Below are 15816 nucleotides of genomic sequence, written 5' to 3'. Positions count from 1 at the left end.
TTACATCGGCCGGACTTCGACCACGTCAGGCACGAAGTGCTTGAGCAGGTTCTGGATGCCGTGCTGGAGCGTCGCCGTCGATGACGGGCAGCCGGAGCAGGCGCCCTTCATGTTGAGATAGACGATACCGTCCTTGAAGCCGCGGAAGGTGATGTCGCCGCCGTCATTGGCAACGGCCGGCCGCACCCGGGTCTCGATCAGGTCCTTGATCATGTCGACGGTCTCGGCGTCGGCTTCATCGAAGAACTCGTCCTCGTCGTCAAGATCGGCATCGCTGTGCGCTTCGCCGCCGGCGAGCAGCGGCGCGCCGGACATGTAGTGCTCCATGATGGCGCCGAGAATCGCGGGCTTGAGCTGCTGCCACTCACCGCTCGCCTTCGTCACGGTGATGAAGTCCGATCCGTAGAACACGCCGGTGACGCCGGGCACCTCGAACAGCTTCTCAGCGAGCGGGGAGCGCGCCGCCGATTCGCGGCTCGAAAATTCCATCGGGCTGCCGTCGACCACGACGCGGCCGGGAATGAACTTCAGCGTGGCGGGATTGGGGGTGGCTTCGGTTTGAATGAACATGGTTTTCTCCAGACGTCGCCGGTTCAAGGCCGGCGCGTGCTCTATCCCCTAGCAGATGGCGACGGCTAACGCACGGTCAAGGGGAGGCGGGATATTAGCTCATGAAAATCAGTGGGTTGGCCTTGCCCTCCCCTGGAGGGGTCCGGGACGAGCGTAGCTCGCCCGTGGTCGATCGCGCACAGCGCGAGCGGGGTGGGGTGATCTCTCCACTCGGGCAGTGTCGGATGTGGAGAGACCGTCACCCCACCCCGTCTCATGCCTCGCTTCGCTCAACATGAGCCGACCCTCTCCTCCAGGGGAGGATAAGATGCATCGTCGCTAGGACAGCGAATCCACGCTCTCATCGCTCAGGGCACCCGAGATGATCGTCACCGGCACCGGGAATGTGCCGAGCGCATGCGCGAGCAGCGAGACCAGAGGCCCGGGCCCTTCCGCGCCAGGATTGGCGGCGAGCACCAGCATGGCGATATCAGGATCCTCGTCGATCACTGCGAGCAGCTGTTCCATCGCGCTGCCTTCGCGAATGACGCGCTCCGGCGTGATGGCGGCGATGCCGTTGGCGCGCCCGGCGGCGCGGTCGAGCGCGGCTTCGGCGGCTTCCTGTGCCTCGGCGCGCATGATGTCGGCGACCCCCAGCCATTCCTGGCTCTGCTGCTCAGGCTCGATGATGCGCAGCATCACCACGCCGCCGCCGGCGCGAATCGCCCAGCGGCTGGCGTAATAGACGGCGCGATCCCATTCGGCGCTGTCGTCGACGATGACGAGGCATTTGGGCTTGTGACCCGGCTCGTAGCAAAGTCGCTTGCTGGTCATGCATGTCCCGGATTGTGCACGGGGAGCATGCTGCCACACTCCCGCGATGTTTGGGAGGGGCGAAGCGGCCGGCGCCGTGGCGCCAGCCGGTATCGCGAAGCGCGCCCTAGCGCCGGCGAATGAAGCCGACGATGTCCTTGGAGAGCTTCATGGTCTCGTCGGCGATCGCGCGCGCCCGGTCGGATCCGTCGTTCAGGATCGCCTCGATGTGGCCAGGGTCGGCGACGAGGCGCTTCATCTCACCGGCGATCGGCGCGAGCTTGGTCACGCACAGCTCCGCCAGCGCGTTCTTGAAGCTGGAGAACTGGCCGCCGCCGAACTCGCGCAGCACGTCCGCCTTGGAGCGGCCGGACAGCGCGGCGAAGATGCCGACGAGATTGTCGGCCTCGGGCCGCGCTTCCAGGCCCTTCTCTTCCGTCGGCAGCGGCTCCGGATCGGTCTTCGCCTTGCGGATCTTCTGCGCGATGGTGTCGGCATCGTCGGTGAGGTTGATGCGCGAATTGTCGGAGGCGTCCGACTTCGACATCTTCTTGGTGCCGTCGCGCAGGCTCATCACGCGTGTCGCCGGACCCGTAATCAAGGGTTCCGGCAGCGGGAAGAACAGCCCGTCATTGACGCCCTGCGCGCGGATCGAGTCGCCGAAGTCGTTGTTGAACTTCTGCGCGATGTCGCGCGAGAGTTCGAGATGCTGCTTCTGGTCCTCACCCACGGGAACGTGGGTGGCGCGGTAGAGCAGAATGTCGGCCGCCATCAGCACGGGATAGTCGAACAGGCCCACCGAGGCGTTCTCGCGGTCCTTGCCGGCCTTCTCCTTGAACTGGGTCATGCGTCCCAGCCAGCCCATGCGCGCGACGCAGTTGAAAATCCAGGCGAGCTCGGCATGGCCCGAGACCTGGCTCTGGTTGAACACGATGTGCTTCTTCGGATCGATGCCGGCCGCGATGAACGCGGCGGTCACCTCGCGGGTGTTGCGCGCGAGCTCGACCGGCCCGCCCCAGACGTCCACCCCTTGCGTGATCGCGTGCATGTCGACGACGCAATAGATGCAATTGTGGGTTTCCTGCATCTTCACGAAGTTGACGATGGCGCCGAGGTAATTGCCGAGGTGCAGATTGCCCGTCGGCTGGACGCCCGAAAAGACCCGTTCAACGAATGGCATGGTCAGCCTTCCCATAGGTATTCGGCCGTCGTTTCCAACAGCGGCGCTGCCCCGTCAAGGGTCTTTCGCGGAGGCCGTGGTCTAGCTGGGCCGTTTCAATGCGTTAACCGCCTCGCGCCAGGAGGCGGCACCGAGGATCTGCAGCAACAGGCCGTAGACGGCGATCCCGGCTGCGATCTGCACACCCAGCACAATGAAGTGGATGAGCCCATGGGCGCCGGCCGGCACCAGACCCGCGGTCAGCCAGAGCAGGGCGCCCATGGCGATCGCGGCCAGCACGATCCGCGGCAATCGCGTGCGGGCCGCCGCGTCGATCGAGAAGCCGAACTCGCCCGCGCCCTTGCGGAGCAGCGCGAGCGCGCTGCTCCAGGCGCCAGCCGCGATGCTTGCCGCGATTCCGCTTGCGCCAAAGACATGACCGAGCAGAACCGCGAGCACGACCGTCACCACGAAGCCCTTGGCGGTCGCGAGCAGCGGCGTCATCGTGTCGCTGCGGGCATAGAACGCCGGCGACAGCGCCTTGATCAGCACATGCGCCGGCAGGCCCAGCGCCAGCCACATCAGGGCACGCGCGGTGGCCGCGCTGTCCGCCGCACCGAACGCGCCATGCTCGAACAGCAGCCCCACGATCGGCTTGGCGAGCACGATCAGGCCGAGGGTGGCCGGCAGTGCCAGCCCGGCGGCAAGCTCCAGCGCGCGGGATTCGGCATGCGCCACCGCGTCGCGATCGGAGCTCGCGACGGCGCGCGTCAGCTCCGGCACCAGCACGGTGCCCATGGCGACGCCGACGATGCCGAGCGGCAGCTCGATCAAGCGGTTGGCGAAATAAAGCCAGGACACCGCGGACGGCGTTGCGGACGCGATGATCGCACCCGCCACCATCAGCCATTGCGGCCCCGAGCTTGCGATCATGCCGGGGATCGCCTTGGCGAAGAAGCCGCGCATCTCCTTGTCGAAACTCGCGCGCAGCGGTGTCGCAAGGCGCGCGCTTCGCTGCGACAGCAGCATCAAGAGTTGCAGCAAGCCGGCGAGGCCGACGGTCGCTGCCAGGATCCAGGCGGCGAAGCCGGCGTCTGCATGCCAGACCAGCAGCATCGCGATCGCGGCGATCAGCGCAATGTTGAACAGCAGTGGCGAGAACGCCGTCAGCGCGAAGCGTCCCTGCGCATTGAGCAGCCCCATCAGCACGGTGACGGGACCGGCGAAGGCGAGGTAAGGCAGCATCAGCCGCGCGTTCTGAACCGCGAGATCGAGCGTGCCACTGCCGAGGAATCCCGGCGCGATCACCGTCATGATCAGCGGCATCAACAATGCGAGCAGGAGTGAGATCCCGATCAGGGCCGTGCTGACCGTGCCGATCACGCGCCCGGCGAACGCCGCGGCTTCCGCCACCCCGTCGCGGTCCCGCACCCGCAGCCAGGCTGGGATCAGCGCCGCGTTCAGCGCGCCCTCGCTGAGCAGCCGCCGCACCACGTTGACGAGCTGGAACGCCGCCAGAAACGCATCCGCCACGGCGCCGGTGCCGAGCAGCGCCGCAATCAGGGAATCGCGGGCGAAACCCAGCAGGCGCGAGGCCAGCGTTCCCGTCGAGACGGTCAGGAAGGAGCGGATCATGCTCTCGAAAATACCGTTGCTTGCCCGCCAAGGCCCGGTCGTGATAGGCCGCGAGCTTGGATTTCAGGCCGACAGGAAGCGGATTTCCGGTTAGATCGCAATCCGGCAAACAGGATCAAGGTGAATGGCTGACGTGAAATATGACGTTCTCGGCATCGGCAACGCGCTGTTCGACGTGCTGGTTCGGACCGACGAGGCCTTTCTGGCCAAGCATGGCATGGCGAAGGGCAGCATGTCGCTGATCGACGAGGCGAGCGCGGCCGCCATCTACAAGGACATGGGTCCGGCGACCGAGGTCTCGGGCGGTTCGGCCGCCAACACCATCGTCGGCATCGGCAGCCTGGGGGCACGCGCCGCCTATGTCGGCAAGGTCAAGGACGACCAGATCGGCAAGCTCTACGTGCACGACATTCGCGCCGCCGGCGTTGCCTTCAACACGCCGGCCGCCAAGGACGGCCCCGCCACCGGCTGCTCCTACATCCTGGTCACCGGCGACGGCGAGCGCACCATGAACACCTATCTCGGCGCGGCGCAGGACCTGTCGCCCGCCGACATCGACCCGGCCGAGATTGCCGGCGCCGGCATCGTCTACCTCGAGGGCTATCTCTGGGACCCCAAGAACGCCAAGGAGGCCTTCGTCAAGGCGGCCAAGATCGCCCATGACGCCAAGCGCAAGGTGGCGCTGACGCTGTCCGATTCCTTCTGCGTTGATCGCTATCGCGACGAGTTTCTCTCGCTGATGCGGGGCGGCACCGTCGACATCGTGTTCGCCAACGAGTCCGAACTGCACTCGCTCTACATGACCTCGGACTTCGACACCGCGCTGAAGCAGCTGCGCAACGACGTCAATCTCGGTGTGGTCACCCGCAGCGAGAAGGGCTGCATGGTGGTCTCGTCCGAGGATGCCGTCGCAGCGCCGGCGTTCCCGGTCGACAAGGTGGTCGACACCACCGGCGCCGGCGACCTCTTCGCCGCCGGCTTCCTCTACGGCCTCGCGCGCAATTTCGGCTACAAGCAGTGCGGCGAGCTCGGCGCGCTCGCCGCCGCCGAAGTCATCCAGCACATCGGCGCCCGCCCGCTTGTCTCGCTGAAGGAGCTGGCGGAGCAGCGCGGGTTGACGGGGTAGGGTCCCGCTCTCACTCCGTCATCGCGATCCTCATTCACCGGTGTCATCGCCCGCGAAGGCGGGCGATCCAGTATTCCAGAAGCGTCAGCGGGTTACGGAAAAGCCACGGCGTACTGGATTCCCCGCTTTCGCGGGGAATGACACCGTCAGTGTTGCGCGAGCGTTCGACACTCATGCCGTCTTCGCCGCCTTCAATCCCAGCCGCTGCTCCACCGCGTCCCGCATTAGGAATTTCTGGATCTTTCCGGTCACGGTCATCGGAAACTCGTCGACGAACTCGACGTAGCGCGGGATCTTGTTGTGGGCGATCTGGCCCTCGCAGAAGGCACGTACTTCCTCAGCCGTCAGTTGCTCGCCCGCTCTGACACGAATCCAGGCGCAGAGCTCCTCGCCGTAGCGGGTATCGGCGACGCCAAAGATTTGCACGTCCTGGATCTTGGGATGGCGATAAAGAAACTCCTCGATCTCGCGCGGATAGAGGTTTTCGCCGCCGCGGATCACCATGTCCTTGATGCGGCCGACGATGTTGCAATAGCCTTCGTCGTCGACGGTGGCGAGATCGCCGGTATGCATCCAGCCGTTGGCGTCGAGCACGTCGGCTGTCTTTTCCTTCTCCTCCCAATAGCCCAGCATGATGCTGTAGCCGCGGGTGCACAGCTCGCCGCGTTCGCCCCGCTTGACGATCTTGCCTTCGAGGTCGACGACCTTGACCTCGACATGCGGGTGGATGCGGCCGACCGTGGAGACGCGCCGCTCGAGCGGATCGTCGGTTGCGCTCTGGAAGCTGACCGGGCTGGTCTCGGTCATGCCATAGGCGATGGTGACCTCGCGCATGTTCATTTCGGTGTTGACGCGCTTCATCACCTCGATAGGGCAGGGCGCGCCGGCCATGATGCCGGTCCGCAGCGATGTCAGGTCGAAGCCGGCGAATTCGGGGTGATCAAGTTCGGCGATGAACATCGTCGGCACGCCGTAGAGCGCCGTGCATTTCTCCTGCTCGATGGTGCGCAGCGTCGCGAGCGGGTCAAAACCCTCGCCAGGATAGACCATTGCGGCGCCGAGCGTCACGGAGGCAAGGTTGCCCATCACCATGCCGAAGCAATGATAGAGCGGCACCGGAATGCAGATGCGGTCCTGTTCGGTGAGGCGCATCGCGCCGCCGACGAAATAGCCGTTGTTGAGGATGTTGTGGTGGGTCAGCGTCACGCCCTTCGGTGATCCGGTCGTGCCGCTGGTGAACTGGATGTTGACGGGATCGTCGAACTGCAGCTCGGCGCCGAGCGCGGCCAATTGCTGACGGTGCCGGTCGCCACCCATCTGCGCGACCTCGTCGAAGGCAATTGTGCCCGGTGCGGCCGGGCCGCCGATCTGGATGACATTGCGGAGGGCCGGCAGCCGTGCCGCTTGCAGCTGTCCGAGCCTGGCGGATGACAGCTCCGGCAATAGCGTGTTGAGCATCTCCATGTAGTTGCTGGTCTTGAACGCCGTCGCGGTGACGATCGCCGCGCAGCCGACCTTGCGAAGGGCAAATTCCAGCTCGCTCAGGCGATAGGCAGGATTGATCGTCACCAGGATCAGGCCGGCCTTGGCGGCGGCGAACTGGGTCAGCGTCCATTCCGGTCGGTTCAGCGACCAGATGCCGATCCGCTGGCCCCGCTCGAGTCCGAGCGCGAGAAAGCCGGCGGCGAGCGCATCGACCCGTTCGGCGAATTCCGACCAGGTCCATCGCACCCCGTGGCTGGGCGAGACCAGCGCTTCGCGATTGCACCAGCGCTGCGCGGCCTGGTCGAGACTCCGGCCGATCGTGTGGCCGAGCAGCGGCGCGTCCGAGATGCCGCAAACGTAGCTGTCCGCTTTGTCCGCCAAGTCGAAATCCTTTCGTGAGTGATGATCGGCACACTCTACCCGTCGTCATGCCCGGGCTTGTCCCGGGCATCCACGTTCTTTGTGCCGCGTGGCAAGTCGTGGATGGCCGGGACAAGCCCGGCCATGACGTCAGGTGAGAGGTTGCGAGTCACGCCGCCTTCTGCCCGCTTCCGGCAGCATCGAGCCCGGCATAAACGCCGCGCTCAAAGCCCGCGAACGCCTCCAGGCATTTCGCATCCGCGAACGGCAGCAGCTGCATCAGGATGACGCCGGTGACGTCGCGCGCCGGATCGATCCAGTAATAGGTGTTGGCAAGGCCTGCCCAGGCGAGGCTGCCGGCGCTGCGGCCCTCGGCGGTCTTGGCGGTGTTGATCATGAAGCTGAGGCCCCACTTCTTCACCTGCTCAGGATAGAGATCGACGTCGTTGGTGTACATCGGCGCCGCCGTCGTCATCTTGCCCATAGCGAGATCGCCGATGTGGTTCTGCCCCATCGTCGCGACCGTCTCGGCTTTCAGCACCTGGTTGCCGTTGCCGCGCCCCTTGTTAAGGATCATCTGGGTGAACTTGATGTAGTCGCCCGCCGTCGAGTACAGGCCGCCGCCGCCCATGTGGAATTCCGGCTCCTGCTCCAGCTCGAACGGGATCGCTGCCAGCTGGCCGTCCTCGCCGCGCGCATGCATGCCGACCAGGCGCTTGCGCATGTCGTCGCTGATCTTGAAAGCGGTGTCCCGCATGCCGAGCGGCGCGAACAGATTGTCGCGCAGGTACGCGTCGAGCCGCTTGCCGCTGGCGGCCTCCACCGCCTTGCCGACGAAATCGATGTTGGTGCCGTATTCCCAACGCGTGCCGGGGTCGGACATGATCGGCGTCTTCAATGCCGCGTTCTGGCAGGTGGTGATGGCGGGAATGCCGTTCTTGTCCAGATAGACCGCGAGATCGCCGTTCCACATGTTGTAGCAGAAGCCGGCGGTGTGGGTCATGAGCTGGCGCAGCGTGATCGGTCCTTTGGCCGGCCGCAGCTTCGCCTCGCCATTGGCGTCAAAACCTTCGAGCACCTGCGGATTGGCGAGCTCCGGCAAGACATCGCCGATCGGCGCATCCAGCGACAGCTTGCCCTGCTCGACCAGCTGCATTGCGCCCGCTGTGGTCACCGCCTTCGTCATCGATGCGATCCAGAACACGCTGTCGGCGGTCATCGGATCGGGCTTGGACAGATCGCGCTTGCCGAACGCGCCCTGATACAGCACGTCTTGACCACTGGCCGCGATGGCGACGACGCCCGGAATCTCCTTGGTCTCGCTCTTCTGACGCAGAATCTCATCGATCTGTGCTTGGCTTTGCATGGCGTTTCCTCGGGTTTGATTATTGTTGGAAGTGATCGATTGTCTTCCCGGATCTCCGGCGCGGCAAGCGCCATCTATCTACCTGCACCGGTCGCGATGTCGTGACTTGACGGTCTTGATCAAACGCAAGACGACAACGAGGCTGAGCGCGTACGCTCTTCTACAATCTGCGGTGGCTCGACGTGTCTCGCCTCACCTCGGATGGGTTTCTCGCGATATGCTTCGTGGTTCTGAACCCCTGAAACATTTCGTGAGCTGCCGCGTTCAGCACCCGGCCCGATCGACGAGCCGTTAAGACTTGATGCAAATGTGCAGGCCGTGGATGGGCGGCGAGGGGGACCTCAGATGATTTCGACCTGGAGCGAATGGAAGCGCTATCCCCGTCCGGGACGTGGCGAGAACCTGGAGGCGCCGATTTCGCCGGGGATCTACGAGGTCCGCGTCGCCGGTACCGGCGCCCTTTATTCCTTCGGGGCGGTGGACAATCTGGCGCAGGCGCTGGCGCTGCTGCCGGTCGGCTCGAAGTCATGGTTCGGTCGCCGCGACACCTCGTCAGTCCCCGATTTAGAGTACCGGACCTGCGCGACGTCCACGAAAGCGGATGCCAAGGCCGCCGCGGAGCGCATGATCGGCCGCCGCGAGACCTATATGAGCGGCGCGGCCTAAGGCCGCTGCCAGTTTAGCTGCCATCTGACGTGCGTTTGCAGGGCGGTGCATTGCGCACCGTCTGTCCTTATATTGCGGCCGATCCGATCGCCCAGGGAGAAACGCCATGACACCGACCGCCGCCGCACGCGCCCCGCAAGCCACCGCCACCCTGCGCGACCGGTTGAAGGACCCCTCGCTGCTGAAGGAGGCCTGCTACATCGACGGCGCCTGGGTCGGCACGCCGGTCTTCGCCGTCAACAATCCCGCCACCGGCGTCGAGCTCGCAAAGGTGCCGCAGCTTGGTGCCGACGACACCACACGGGCGGTGGAAGCTGCCGAGCGCGCCTTTCCGGGCTGGGCCAAGCACACGGCAAAACAGCGCTCCAACATTCTGCGCAAATGGTTCGAGCTGATCACCGCCAACCGCGAGGATCTCGCGCTGATCCTCACCTCAGAGCAGGGCAAGCCGCTCACGGAGGCGCTCGGCGAGGTCGATATCGGCGCGGCCTATATCGAGTTCTTCGCCGAGGAAGCGAGGCGCGTCTATGGCGAGACCATCCCGACCCAGCGCGCCGATGCGCGCCTGCTCGCCATCAAGCAGCCGATCGGCGTCTGCGGTGCGATCACGCCGTGGAATTTCCCGAACTCGATGATCACGCGCAAAGTGTCGCCGGCGCTGGCGGCCGGCTGCACGGTGGTGCTCAAGCCCGCCAATGAGACGCCGCTGTCGGCGCTGGCGCTGGCCGTGCTCGCCGAGCGGGCCGGCATCCCCAAGGGCGTGCTCAACATCATCACCGGCGATGCGCCGCCGATCGGCAAGGTGCTGTGCGAGCATCCGGCGGTGCGCTTCGTCGGCTTCACCGGCTCGACCGCCGTCGGCAAGATCCTCTACCAGCAGGCCTCGGTCGGCGTGAAGCGGCTCGGCCTCGAGCTCGGCGGCAACGCCCCCTTCATCGTATTCGACGACGCCGACATCGACGCCGCGGTCGAAGGCGCGATCGTCTCGAAATATCGCAACATGGGCCAGACCTGCGTCTGCGCCAACCGCATCTACGCCCAGGACAAGATCTACGACGAGTTCGTGCAGAAGCTGTCGAAGAAGGTCGCGGCAATGAAGATCGGCGACGGCACCGAGAGCGGCGTGACGCAGGGCCCGCTGATCAACATGAAGGCGGTCGACAAGGTCGAGCGCCACATCGCCGATGCCGTCAAGCGCGGCGCCAAGGTCGTCACCGGCGGCAAGCGCAGCGAGCTCGGGCGCTCCTTCTTCGAGCCGACGGTGCTCGCCGACGTCAAGCCGGACTCGCTGGTGTCGCAGGAGGAGACCTTCGGCCCGCTCGCGCCCGTGATCCGCTTCAAGGACGAGGCCGACGTCATCGCGATGTGCAACGCCTCGCCGTTCGGCCTCGCGTCGTACTTCTACTCCCGCGATCTCGGCCGCGTCTGGCGCGTCGCCGAAGCGCTGGAGTCGGGCATGGTCGGCGTCAACACCGGCCTCATCACCACCGAGGTCGCGCCCTTCGGCGGCGTCAAGGAAAGCGGCCTGGGCCGCGAAGGCTCCCGTCACGGCATGGAAGAATATGTCGAGATCAAATACGTGATGATGGCGGGGGTGTGAGCGGCTCGCTCGTGTCAGCGCGAATGCGAGCCAGGCGGAGATGTCGAAGAGGCGCACCCAGCCTCTCCGCTCGTCATTGCGAGCGCAGCGAAGCAATCCAGAATCCCTCCGCAGGGGCAGCCTGGATTGCTTCGTCGCTTCGCTCCTCGCAATGACGGAGCTGCGGTAACAGTCGGGCCTAAATCTTCAGCTCTGTCCCCGTCACGCGCCGATACGCTTCCAGGTACCGCTTGCTGGTCGCGTCCACCACGCTGGCCGGCAGCGGCGGCGGCGGGGCGTCGCCGTTCCAGCGGCCGGCGCGGCGCTCGACGTCGAGATAGTCGCGCAGCGGCTGCTTGTCGAAGCTCGCCTGCGGCTGGCCCGGTCTGTAGGCGTCGACCGCCCAGAACCGCGACGAATCTGGCGTCATCACCTCGTCGATCAGGATGATGCGGCCGTCCTTGTCGCGGCCGAACTCGAACTTGGTGTCGGCGATGATGATACCCTGCTCGCGGGCGAGCTCCTCGCCCAGCGTGTAGATCGCCCGCGTCATGCTCTCCAGCGTGTAGGCGACCTCGTCGCCGACCACCGCGCGCATCTGCGCGATGGTGATGTTCTCGTCATGGCCGCTTTCGGCCTTGGTCGCGGGGCTAAAGATCGCCGGCTCCAGCTTCTCGCTCTCGACGAGGCCCGGCTTCAGCTTCTCGCCGGCCAGCGTGCCGCTCGCCGCATATTCCTTCCAGGCGGAGCCTGAGAGATAGCCGCGGATCACGCATTCGATCGGGAACACGGTGGTGCGCTTGCACAGCATGGCGCGGCCGAGGATCTCGGCGCGGTGCGGCTGCAGCGCCGGCACGGCCGCAATGATCTCGTCGGTGTCGGCGCTGATCATGTGATGCGGCACCACGCCTTCGAGCTCATTGAACCACCACGCGCTGATCTGGGTCAGCACCGCGCCCTTCATCGGGATGGTCTCGCTCATCACCACATCGAAGGCGCTGATGCGGTCGGTGGTGACGAGCAGCAGGCGGTCGTCGTCGACGGCGTAGATATCGCGCACCTTGCCGCGTCCGATCTTGGATAGAGGCAGGTCGCTGGAGAGCATGGTGGTCATCGGCAAAGCCTTCGCACAGGACATCCGGCCGCGTCTGATGGCGCGGCCGGACACCGGATTAGCCTATTCCGGCAGCGGAATGAACTCGTGTTCCTGCGGAACTGCGGCGAAGCGCCCGGTTTTCCAGTCCTGCTTGGCCTGCTCGATCCGCTCCTTGCTGGAGGAGACGAAATTCCACCAGATGTGGCGCGGGCCTTCCAGCGCATCGCCGCCGAGAAACATCATTCGCGTCGCCTTCAGCGCCTTCACGGTGATGCGGTCGCCGGGCCGGAAGATCAGCAGGCGCGGCCCCTCGTAGCGCTCGTTGGCGATCTCGATTTCGCCGTCGACGACATAGATCGCACGCTCCTCATGATCGGGGTCGAGCGGCACGCTCGCGCCCGCGAGCGCCGTGACCTCGGTGTAGAACCAGGGCGAGACCATCGACACCGGCGAGGCGATGCCGAAGGCGGAGCCCGCGATCACCCGCGCGGTGAAGTCGCGCTCGGAAATCATCGGCAAATCGCCTGCCGCATAATGCTGGAACGACGGCGCGATCTCTTCGGAGCCCGCCGGCAGCGCGATCCAGCTTTGCAGGCCGAGCATCTTCTGGCCCGAGGCGCGCTGCGCGTCCGGCGTGCGCTCGGAATGCGCGATGCCGCGCCCGGCCGTCATCAGGTTCATTGCGCCGGGCGCGATCTCCTGGACGTTGCCCTCGCTGTCGCGATGCATGATGGCGCCGTCGAACAGATAGGTGACGGTGGCGAGCCCGATATGCGGATGCGGCCGCACGTCCATGCCCTTGCCGGAGACGAACTGCACCGGGCCGAAATGGTCGAAGAAGATGAAAGGCCCGACCATCTGCCGCTTGCCGTGCGGCAACGCCCGGCGCACCGCGAACCCGTCACCGAGATCGCGCGTGCGCGGCACGATGACGAGATCGAGCGCATCGCAGGACATGGGATCGCCGAGCACGGGATCGTTCGAGGGCTGCCAGCTCATGGGGGGACTCCTTTGACTTTGTTGAACGCGACGCTAGCAGGATTTGGCGTCGCCGTCGCGACAAAGCTCCGCTAACCCTTGCATGCGGATCGTCCTTGAAAAACCGGGCGCAACGAACGATGTTCGGCTGCCTTCAACCGCGACCGTTCGCCCCAGCCGATGACCCTTGCCGCAACCGAACTTGCCTTCCGCGCTGCCAGCGTCGCGCTGCTATTGGTGCTGGCGGCGTCATTGCTCTCCGATTTCCGCAATGTGCTCGCGGCCCGCCTCGGCGCGGCCTTCGCGCTAGGCTCGGCGGCGCATGCCGCGAGCTATTCCATCGGCGTGTCGTCGCTCGTTCCAATCTGGCACGCGCCGCTGATTGCACTGTCGACCGGCAACATCGTCGTGTTCTGGCTGTTCACGCGCGCGCTGTTCGACGACGAGTTTCGGCTACGCTGGTGGCATGGTTTGATCTGGGCCGCGGTGACCGCCTTCAGCTTCGTCGGATGTCTCTGGATCGCGCCGGGCGGCAACGCGCGGTTCTCCGTGACGGCAATGAACCTGATCGTGCTCGGCTTCATCGCGCTCGCGGTGGTGCAGACGATCGGATCGTGGTCCGCCGATCTGGTCGAGCGTCGCCGCCGCCTGCGCGTCGTCATCGTCTGCGCCGCCGCACTCTATGGCGGGTTGAATGCGCTGCTCCAGATCCTCGTTGCCTTTAGCGCGAGCGATGTCGCCGACACCGTCAATACAGGCGTGCTCGCCTGCATCGTTGCCGCGATCGCCTACGCAATGTTGCGAGTCGATGGCGCCGATCTGTTTCCGATTGCGCCAGAGCCCGCACCCGCGATCGCGCCGATCCAGCCTTTGGCCGAGGACTCCGACCAGAAACTCATCGATGCCCTGATGCGCCTGATGGCGGACGAGCGGATCTATCGCCAGGAGAACATTACCATCGGTGTGCTGGCGGGCCGGCTCAGGATTCCCGAATACAGGCTGCGCCGCCTGATCAACCAGCGGCTCGGCTATCGCAATTTCAATGTGTTCCTGAACAACCACCGCATCGAGGAAGCCAAGGCCGCGCTCGCCTATCCCTCCCAGGCCGAGGTCCCCGTCATCACCATTGCCATGGACGCCGGCTTCCAGTCGCTGGGACCATTCAACCGCGCCTTCAAGGCGGTGACAGGCGTAACGCCGACCGAGTACCGGCGGTTGAAGACGAGTGCGGCTTGATCTTTCTTTACCACTCCCCGCTTGCGCGGAGAGGTCGGATCGCTCTTGCGATCCGGGTGAGGGGGTACGGGTCCGTCGGCAGTCTCGCGTGCGGAGAGGCCCCTCACCCCAACCCTCTCAGCGCGAGCGAAGCTCGTCGCGGCCCCGTAAGAACGGGGCGAGGGAGCGCACCACCGCTGTGACGGCACGGTACCTCTAAGAATTTGGAATGGCTTCACAATTCCAAAATCGGCCAGCCCGCCCCGATTTCAACCAACCCCTTTTCCAAATCCGGCGAGCATCCCCCGCCCGCATCCCGCTTCCTCCCCGGCATACGCCTCAGCCGGAGAACGCCCGTGACCCGCCGCCGCAAGATCGTCCTTTTCGCCTCCGCCATCGCCGCAGCCGGCCTCGCGCTCGGCGCGGCTCGAGCCCACGACGTGCCGAAGGTCGCGACCGGCTTAGTCGCCGACATCCTGTGCGCCGAGACGTTCGTGTCCGGCCTCGATCCCGGGCGCAACTTCGCCGAGACCACCGACGCCATGCCCGGAGCGGGCCTGATCAGCTGGGCGATGGAGTACAGAATCGACCGCGTCCGCAAGGATGTCACGGTGACGCTGTTCGGCCTCGGCCGCAGCCACGCCATCTATCGCGAGGGCCTCGGCTGCACGCTTGAGCACGGCGCCGGCATTGCCTCCGTCGAGCCGCTGCCTGACGACAAGCGGCCCGCGTTGCTTCCCGCGATCGCCGGCCCCGCGATCGTGCCGCCGCAGAGCCCCGAGCTCGGCGCCGCGCTCGACCGCGCCTTTGCCGAGCCCGCTCAGCCGCCTTACCGCCGCACCCGCGCCATCGTCGTGATGAAGGCCGGCCGCGTCGTCGCCGAACGCTACGCCGACGGCATCGGCCCCGAGACGCCGCTGCTCGGCTTCTCCATGACCAAGTCGGTGGTCTCGGCGCTGATCGGCGTGCTGGTGCGCCAGGGCAAGCTGAAGCTCGACGGCCCCGCACCGGTCGCCGCCTGGAAGGATCCCGACGATCCGCGCCATGCCATCAATGTCGATCAGCTGCTGCGCCACACCGCGGGCCTCGCGCTCGGCAGCTCGTTGCAGGCCTCGCTGGGCTCCGCCTTCGAGCCGGTCAACAGGATGAAATTCGCCGAGAAGGACATGGCCGCCTATGCCGAGAGCATGCCGCTCGCAACCGCGCCCGGCACAGCATGGAATTATCACGACGGCAACACCCTCATTCTCTCGCGTCTGATCCGCGATGCGGCCGGCGGCACACCGCAAGACGCGCTGCGCTTTGCGCGCCGCGAATTGTTCGCCCCGCTCGGCATGCGCCATGTCGTGCTCCAGCTCGACGGCGCCGGCACGATCGAGGGGTCGACCGAGATGCTCGCCTCCGCCCGCGACTGGGCGCGCTTCGGCCAGCTCTATCTCAATGACGGCGTCGCCGGTGGCAAACGCATCCTGCCGGAAGGGTGGGTCACCTATTCGGCGACGGCCACGCCGAATGCGTGGGTCGGCATCGGCGCCGGCTTCTGGACCAACCAGGGCGACAGCTTCGGCGCAAATCTTCGCATGGAGCACGGCTGGCCGAGCGATGCCTTCTTCGCCAAGGGCACGATCGGGCAGTACACCATCGTGATCCCGTCGGAGCAGCTGGTGATCGTGCGCATGGGGCGCTCGCCGAACGCGCCGCCGCACGCCGACGGTGTGTTCGACCTCGTGCGCGATGTGGTGGCGGCAACGCGCGAGAAGGGGAGGCTGGCGGGAGGGGATTGAGGTCT

At 65.8% G+C, this 15816-nt stretch carries 13 protein-coding genes; 5 read left to right on the top strand and 8 right to left on the bottom strand.

Annotation, left to right across the window (positions count from 1 at the left end):
• From I6F20_RS33965 to murJ, 4 genes are all read right to left on the bottom strand, one after another.
• Positions 1 to 570, bottom strand: a complete 570-nt coding sequence (locus tag I6F20_RS33965; protein ID WP_036002713.1) for a NifU family protein — start codon at positions 568 to 570, stop codon at positions 1 to 3.
• Positions 571 to 888: 318 nt separating this feature from the next.
• Positions 889 to 1383, bottom strand: a complete 495-nt coding sequence (locus I6F20_RS33960) for a universal stress protein (RefSeq protein WP_036002710.1) — start codon at positions 1381 to 1383, stop codon at positions 889 to 891.
• A gap of 106 nt (positions 1384 to 1489) precedes the next feature.
• Positions 1490 to 2542 carry a tryptophan--tRNA ligase gene (gene trpS / locus I6F20_RS33955; protein ID WP_036002766.1) on the bottom strand — a complete coding sequence of 351 codons (1053 nt, stop codon included), beginning with the start codon at positions 2540 to 2542 and terminating at the stop codon, positions 1490 to 1492.
• A gap of 81 nt (positions 2543 to 2623) precedes the next feature.
• Positions 2624 to 4156, bottom strand: a complete 1533-nt coding sequence (murJ, locus tag I6F20_RS33950; RefSeq protein WP_225130234.1) for a murein biosynthesis integral membrane protein MurJ — start codon at positions 4154 to 4156, stop codon at positions 2624 to 2626.
• A gap of 124 nt (positions 4157 to 4280) precedes the next feature.
• Between murJ and I6F20_RS33945 the strand changes: the two genes are divergently transcribed.
• A complete protein-coding gene (locus I6F20_RS33945) occupies positions 4281 to 5282 on the top strand; it encodes an adenosine kinase (RefSeq protein WP_225130232.1) in 1002 nt (333 codons plus the stop codon).
• A 171-nt stretch (positions 5283 to 5453) separates the two neighbouring features.
• Here the strand turns inward: I6F20_RS33945 and I6F20_RS33940 are convergent, their stop codons facing one another.
• Entirely contained in the window at positions 5454 to 7148 is a 1695-nt protein-coding gene (locus I6F20_RS33940) for an AMP-binding protein (RefSeq protein WP_225130230.1), read from the bottom strand.
• 148 nt (positions 7149 to 7296) lie between these two features.
• Complete coding sequence (locus I6F20_RS33935; RefSeq protein WP_225130228.1) at positions 7297 to 8493, bottom strand: serine hydrolase domain-containing protein; 1197 nt, start codon at positions 8491 to 8493, stop codon at positions 7297 to 7299.
• Between the two features lie 345 nt (positions 8494 to 8838).
• Here I6F20_RS33935 and I6F20_RS33930 point away from each other — a divergent pair, with 345 nt between their 5' ends.
• A complete protein-coding gene (locus I6F20_RS33930) occupies positions 8839 to 9159 on the top strand; it encodes a hypothetical protein (RefSeq protein ID WP_036002694.1) in 321 nt (106 codons plus the stop codon).
• Positions 9160 to 9265: 106 nt separating this feature from the next.
• Positions 9266 to 10759 (top strand): NAD-dependent succinate-semialdehyde dehydrogenase, encoded by a 1494-nt coding sequence (locus tag I6F20_RS33925; protein ID WP_225130226.1) that lies wholly within the window; start codon positions 9266 to 9268, stop codon positions 10757 to 10759.
• A 178-nt stretch (positions 10760 to 10937) separates the two neighbouring features.
• On the opposite strand, the gene I6F20_RS33920 is transcribed toward I6F20_RS33925, so the two are convergent.
• Positions 10938 to 11852 (bottom strand): phosphoribosylaminoimidazolesuccinocarboxamide synthase, encoded by a 915-nt coding sequence (locus I6F20_RS33920; RefSeq protein WP_225130224.1) that lies wholly within the window; start codon positions 11850 to 11852, stop codon positions 10938 to 10940.
• 63 nt (positions 11853 to 11915) lie between these two features.
• The gene (locus tag I6F20_RS33915; RefSeq protein WP_036038693.1) at positions 11916 to 12833 is read right to left on the bottom strand and encodes a pirin family protein; all 918 of its coding nucleotides are present in this window, start codon (positions 12831 to 12833) and stop codon (positions 11916 to 11918) included.
• Positions 12834 to 12992: 159 nt separating this feature from the next.
• On the opposite strand from I6F20_RS33915, the gene I6F20_RS33910 reads away from it, so the two are divergent.
• Positions 12993 to 14048: a helix-turn-helix domain-containing protein gene (locus I6F20_RS33910; RefSeq protein WP_225130222.1), complete on the top strand. Its 1056-nt coding sequence runs from the start codon at positions 12993 to 12995 to the stop codon at positions 14046 to 14048.
• Between the two features lie 335 nt (positions 14049 to 14383).
• Positions 14384 to 15811: a serine hydrolase domain-containing protein gene (locus I6F20_RS33905; protein WP_225130220.1), complete on the top strand. Its 1428-nt coding sequence runs from the start codon at positions 14384 to 14386 to the stop codon at positions 15809 to 15811.
• Positions 15812 to 15816 lie beyond the last annotated feature (5 nt).

The organism is Bradyrhizobium sp. IC3123 (assembly GCF_020193625.1).
In the GTDB taxonomy this organism is placed as follows: Bacteria; Pseudomonadota; Alphaproteobacteria; order Rhizobiales; family Xanthobacteraceae; genus Bradyrhizobium; species Bradyrhizobium yuanmingense.
The sequence above is the reverse complement of the archived record's forward strand: the minus strand, read 5'-3'. Positions and strand labels throughout refer to the sequence as shown.

What these genes read in the sequence shown, in the direction of transcription:
- I6F20_RS33925 (WP_225130226.1), top strand. Translation starts at nt 9,266, where the DNA reads ATGACACCGACCGCCGCCGCACGCGCCCCGCAAGCCACCGCCACCCTG.
- I6F20_RS33965 (WP_036002713.1), bottom strand. Translation starts at nt 570, where the DNA reads ATGTTCATTCAAACCGAAGCCACCCCCAATCCCGCCACGCTGAAGTTC.
- I6F20_RS33920 (WP_225130224.1), bottom strand. Translation starts at nt 11,852, where the DNA reads ATGACCACCATGCTCTCCAGCGACCTGCCTCTATCCAAGATCGGACGC.
- I6F20_RS33915 (WP_036038693.1), bottom strand. Translation starts at nt 12,833, where the DNA reads ATGAGCTGGCAGCCCTCGAACGATCCCGTGCTCGGCGATCCCATGTCC.
- trpS (WP_036002766.1), bottom strand. Translation starts at nt 2,542, where the DNA reads ATGCCATTCGTTGAACGGGTCTTTTCGGGCGTCCAGCCGACGGGCAAT.
- I6F20_RS33945 (WP_225130232.1), top strand. Translation starts at nt 4,281, where the DNA reads ATGGCTGACGTGAAATATGACGTTCTCGGCATCGGCAACGCGCTGTTC.
- I6F20_RS33910 (WP_225130222.1), top strand. Translation starts at nt 12,993, where the DNA reads ATGACCCTTGCCGCAACCGAACTTGCCTTCCGCGCTGCCAGCGTCGCG.
- I6F20_RS33930 (WP_036002694.1), top strand. Translation starts at nt 8,839, where the DNA reads ATGATTTCGACCTGGAGCGAATGGAAGCGCTATCCCCGTCCGGGACGT.
- I6F20_RS33935 (WP_225130228.1), bottom strand. Translation starts at nt 8,493, where the DNA reads ATGCAAAGCCAAGCACAGATCGATGAGATTCTGCGTCAGAAGAGCGAG.
- I6F20_RS33960 (WP_036002710.1), bottom strand. Translation starts at nt 1,383, where the DNA reads ATGACCAGCAAGCGACTTTGCTACGAGCCGGGTCACAAGCCCAAATGC.
- murJ (WP_225130234.1), bottom strand. Translation starts at nt 4,156, where the DNA reads ATGATCCGCTCCTTCCTGACCGTCTCGACGGGAACGCTGGCCTCGCGC.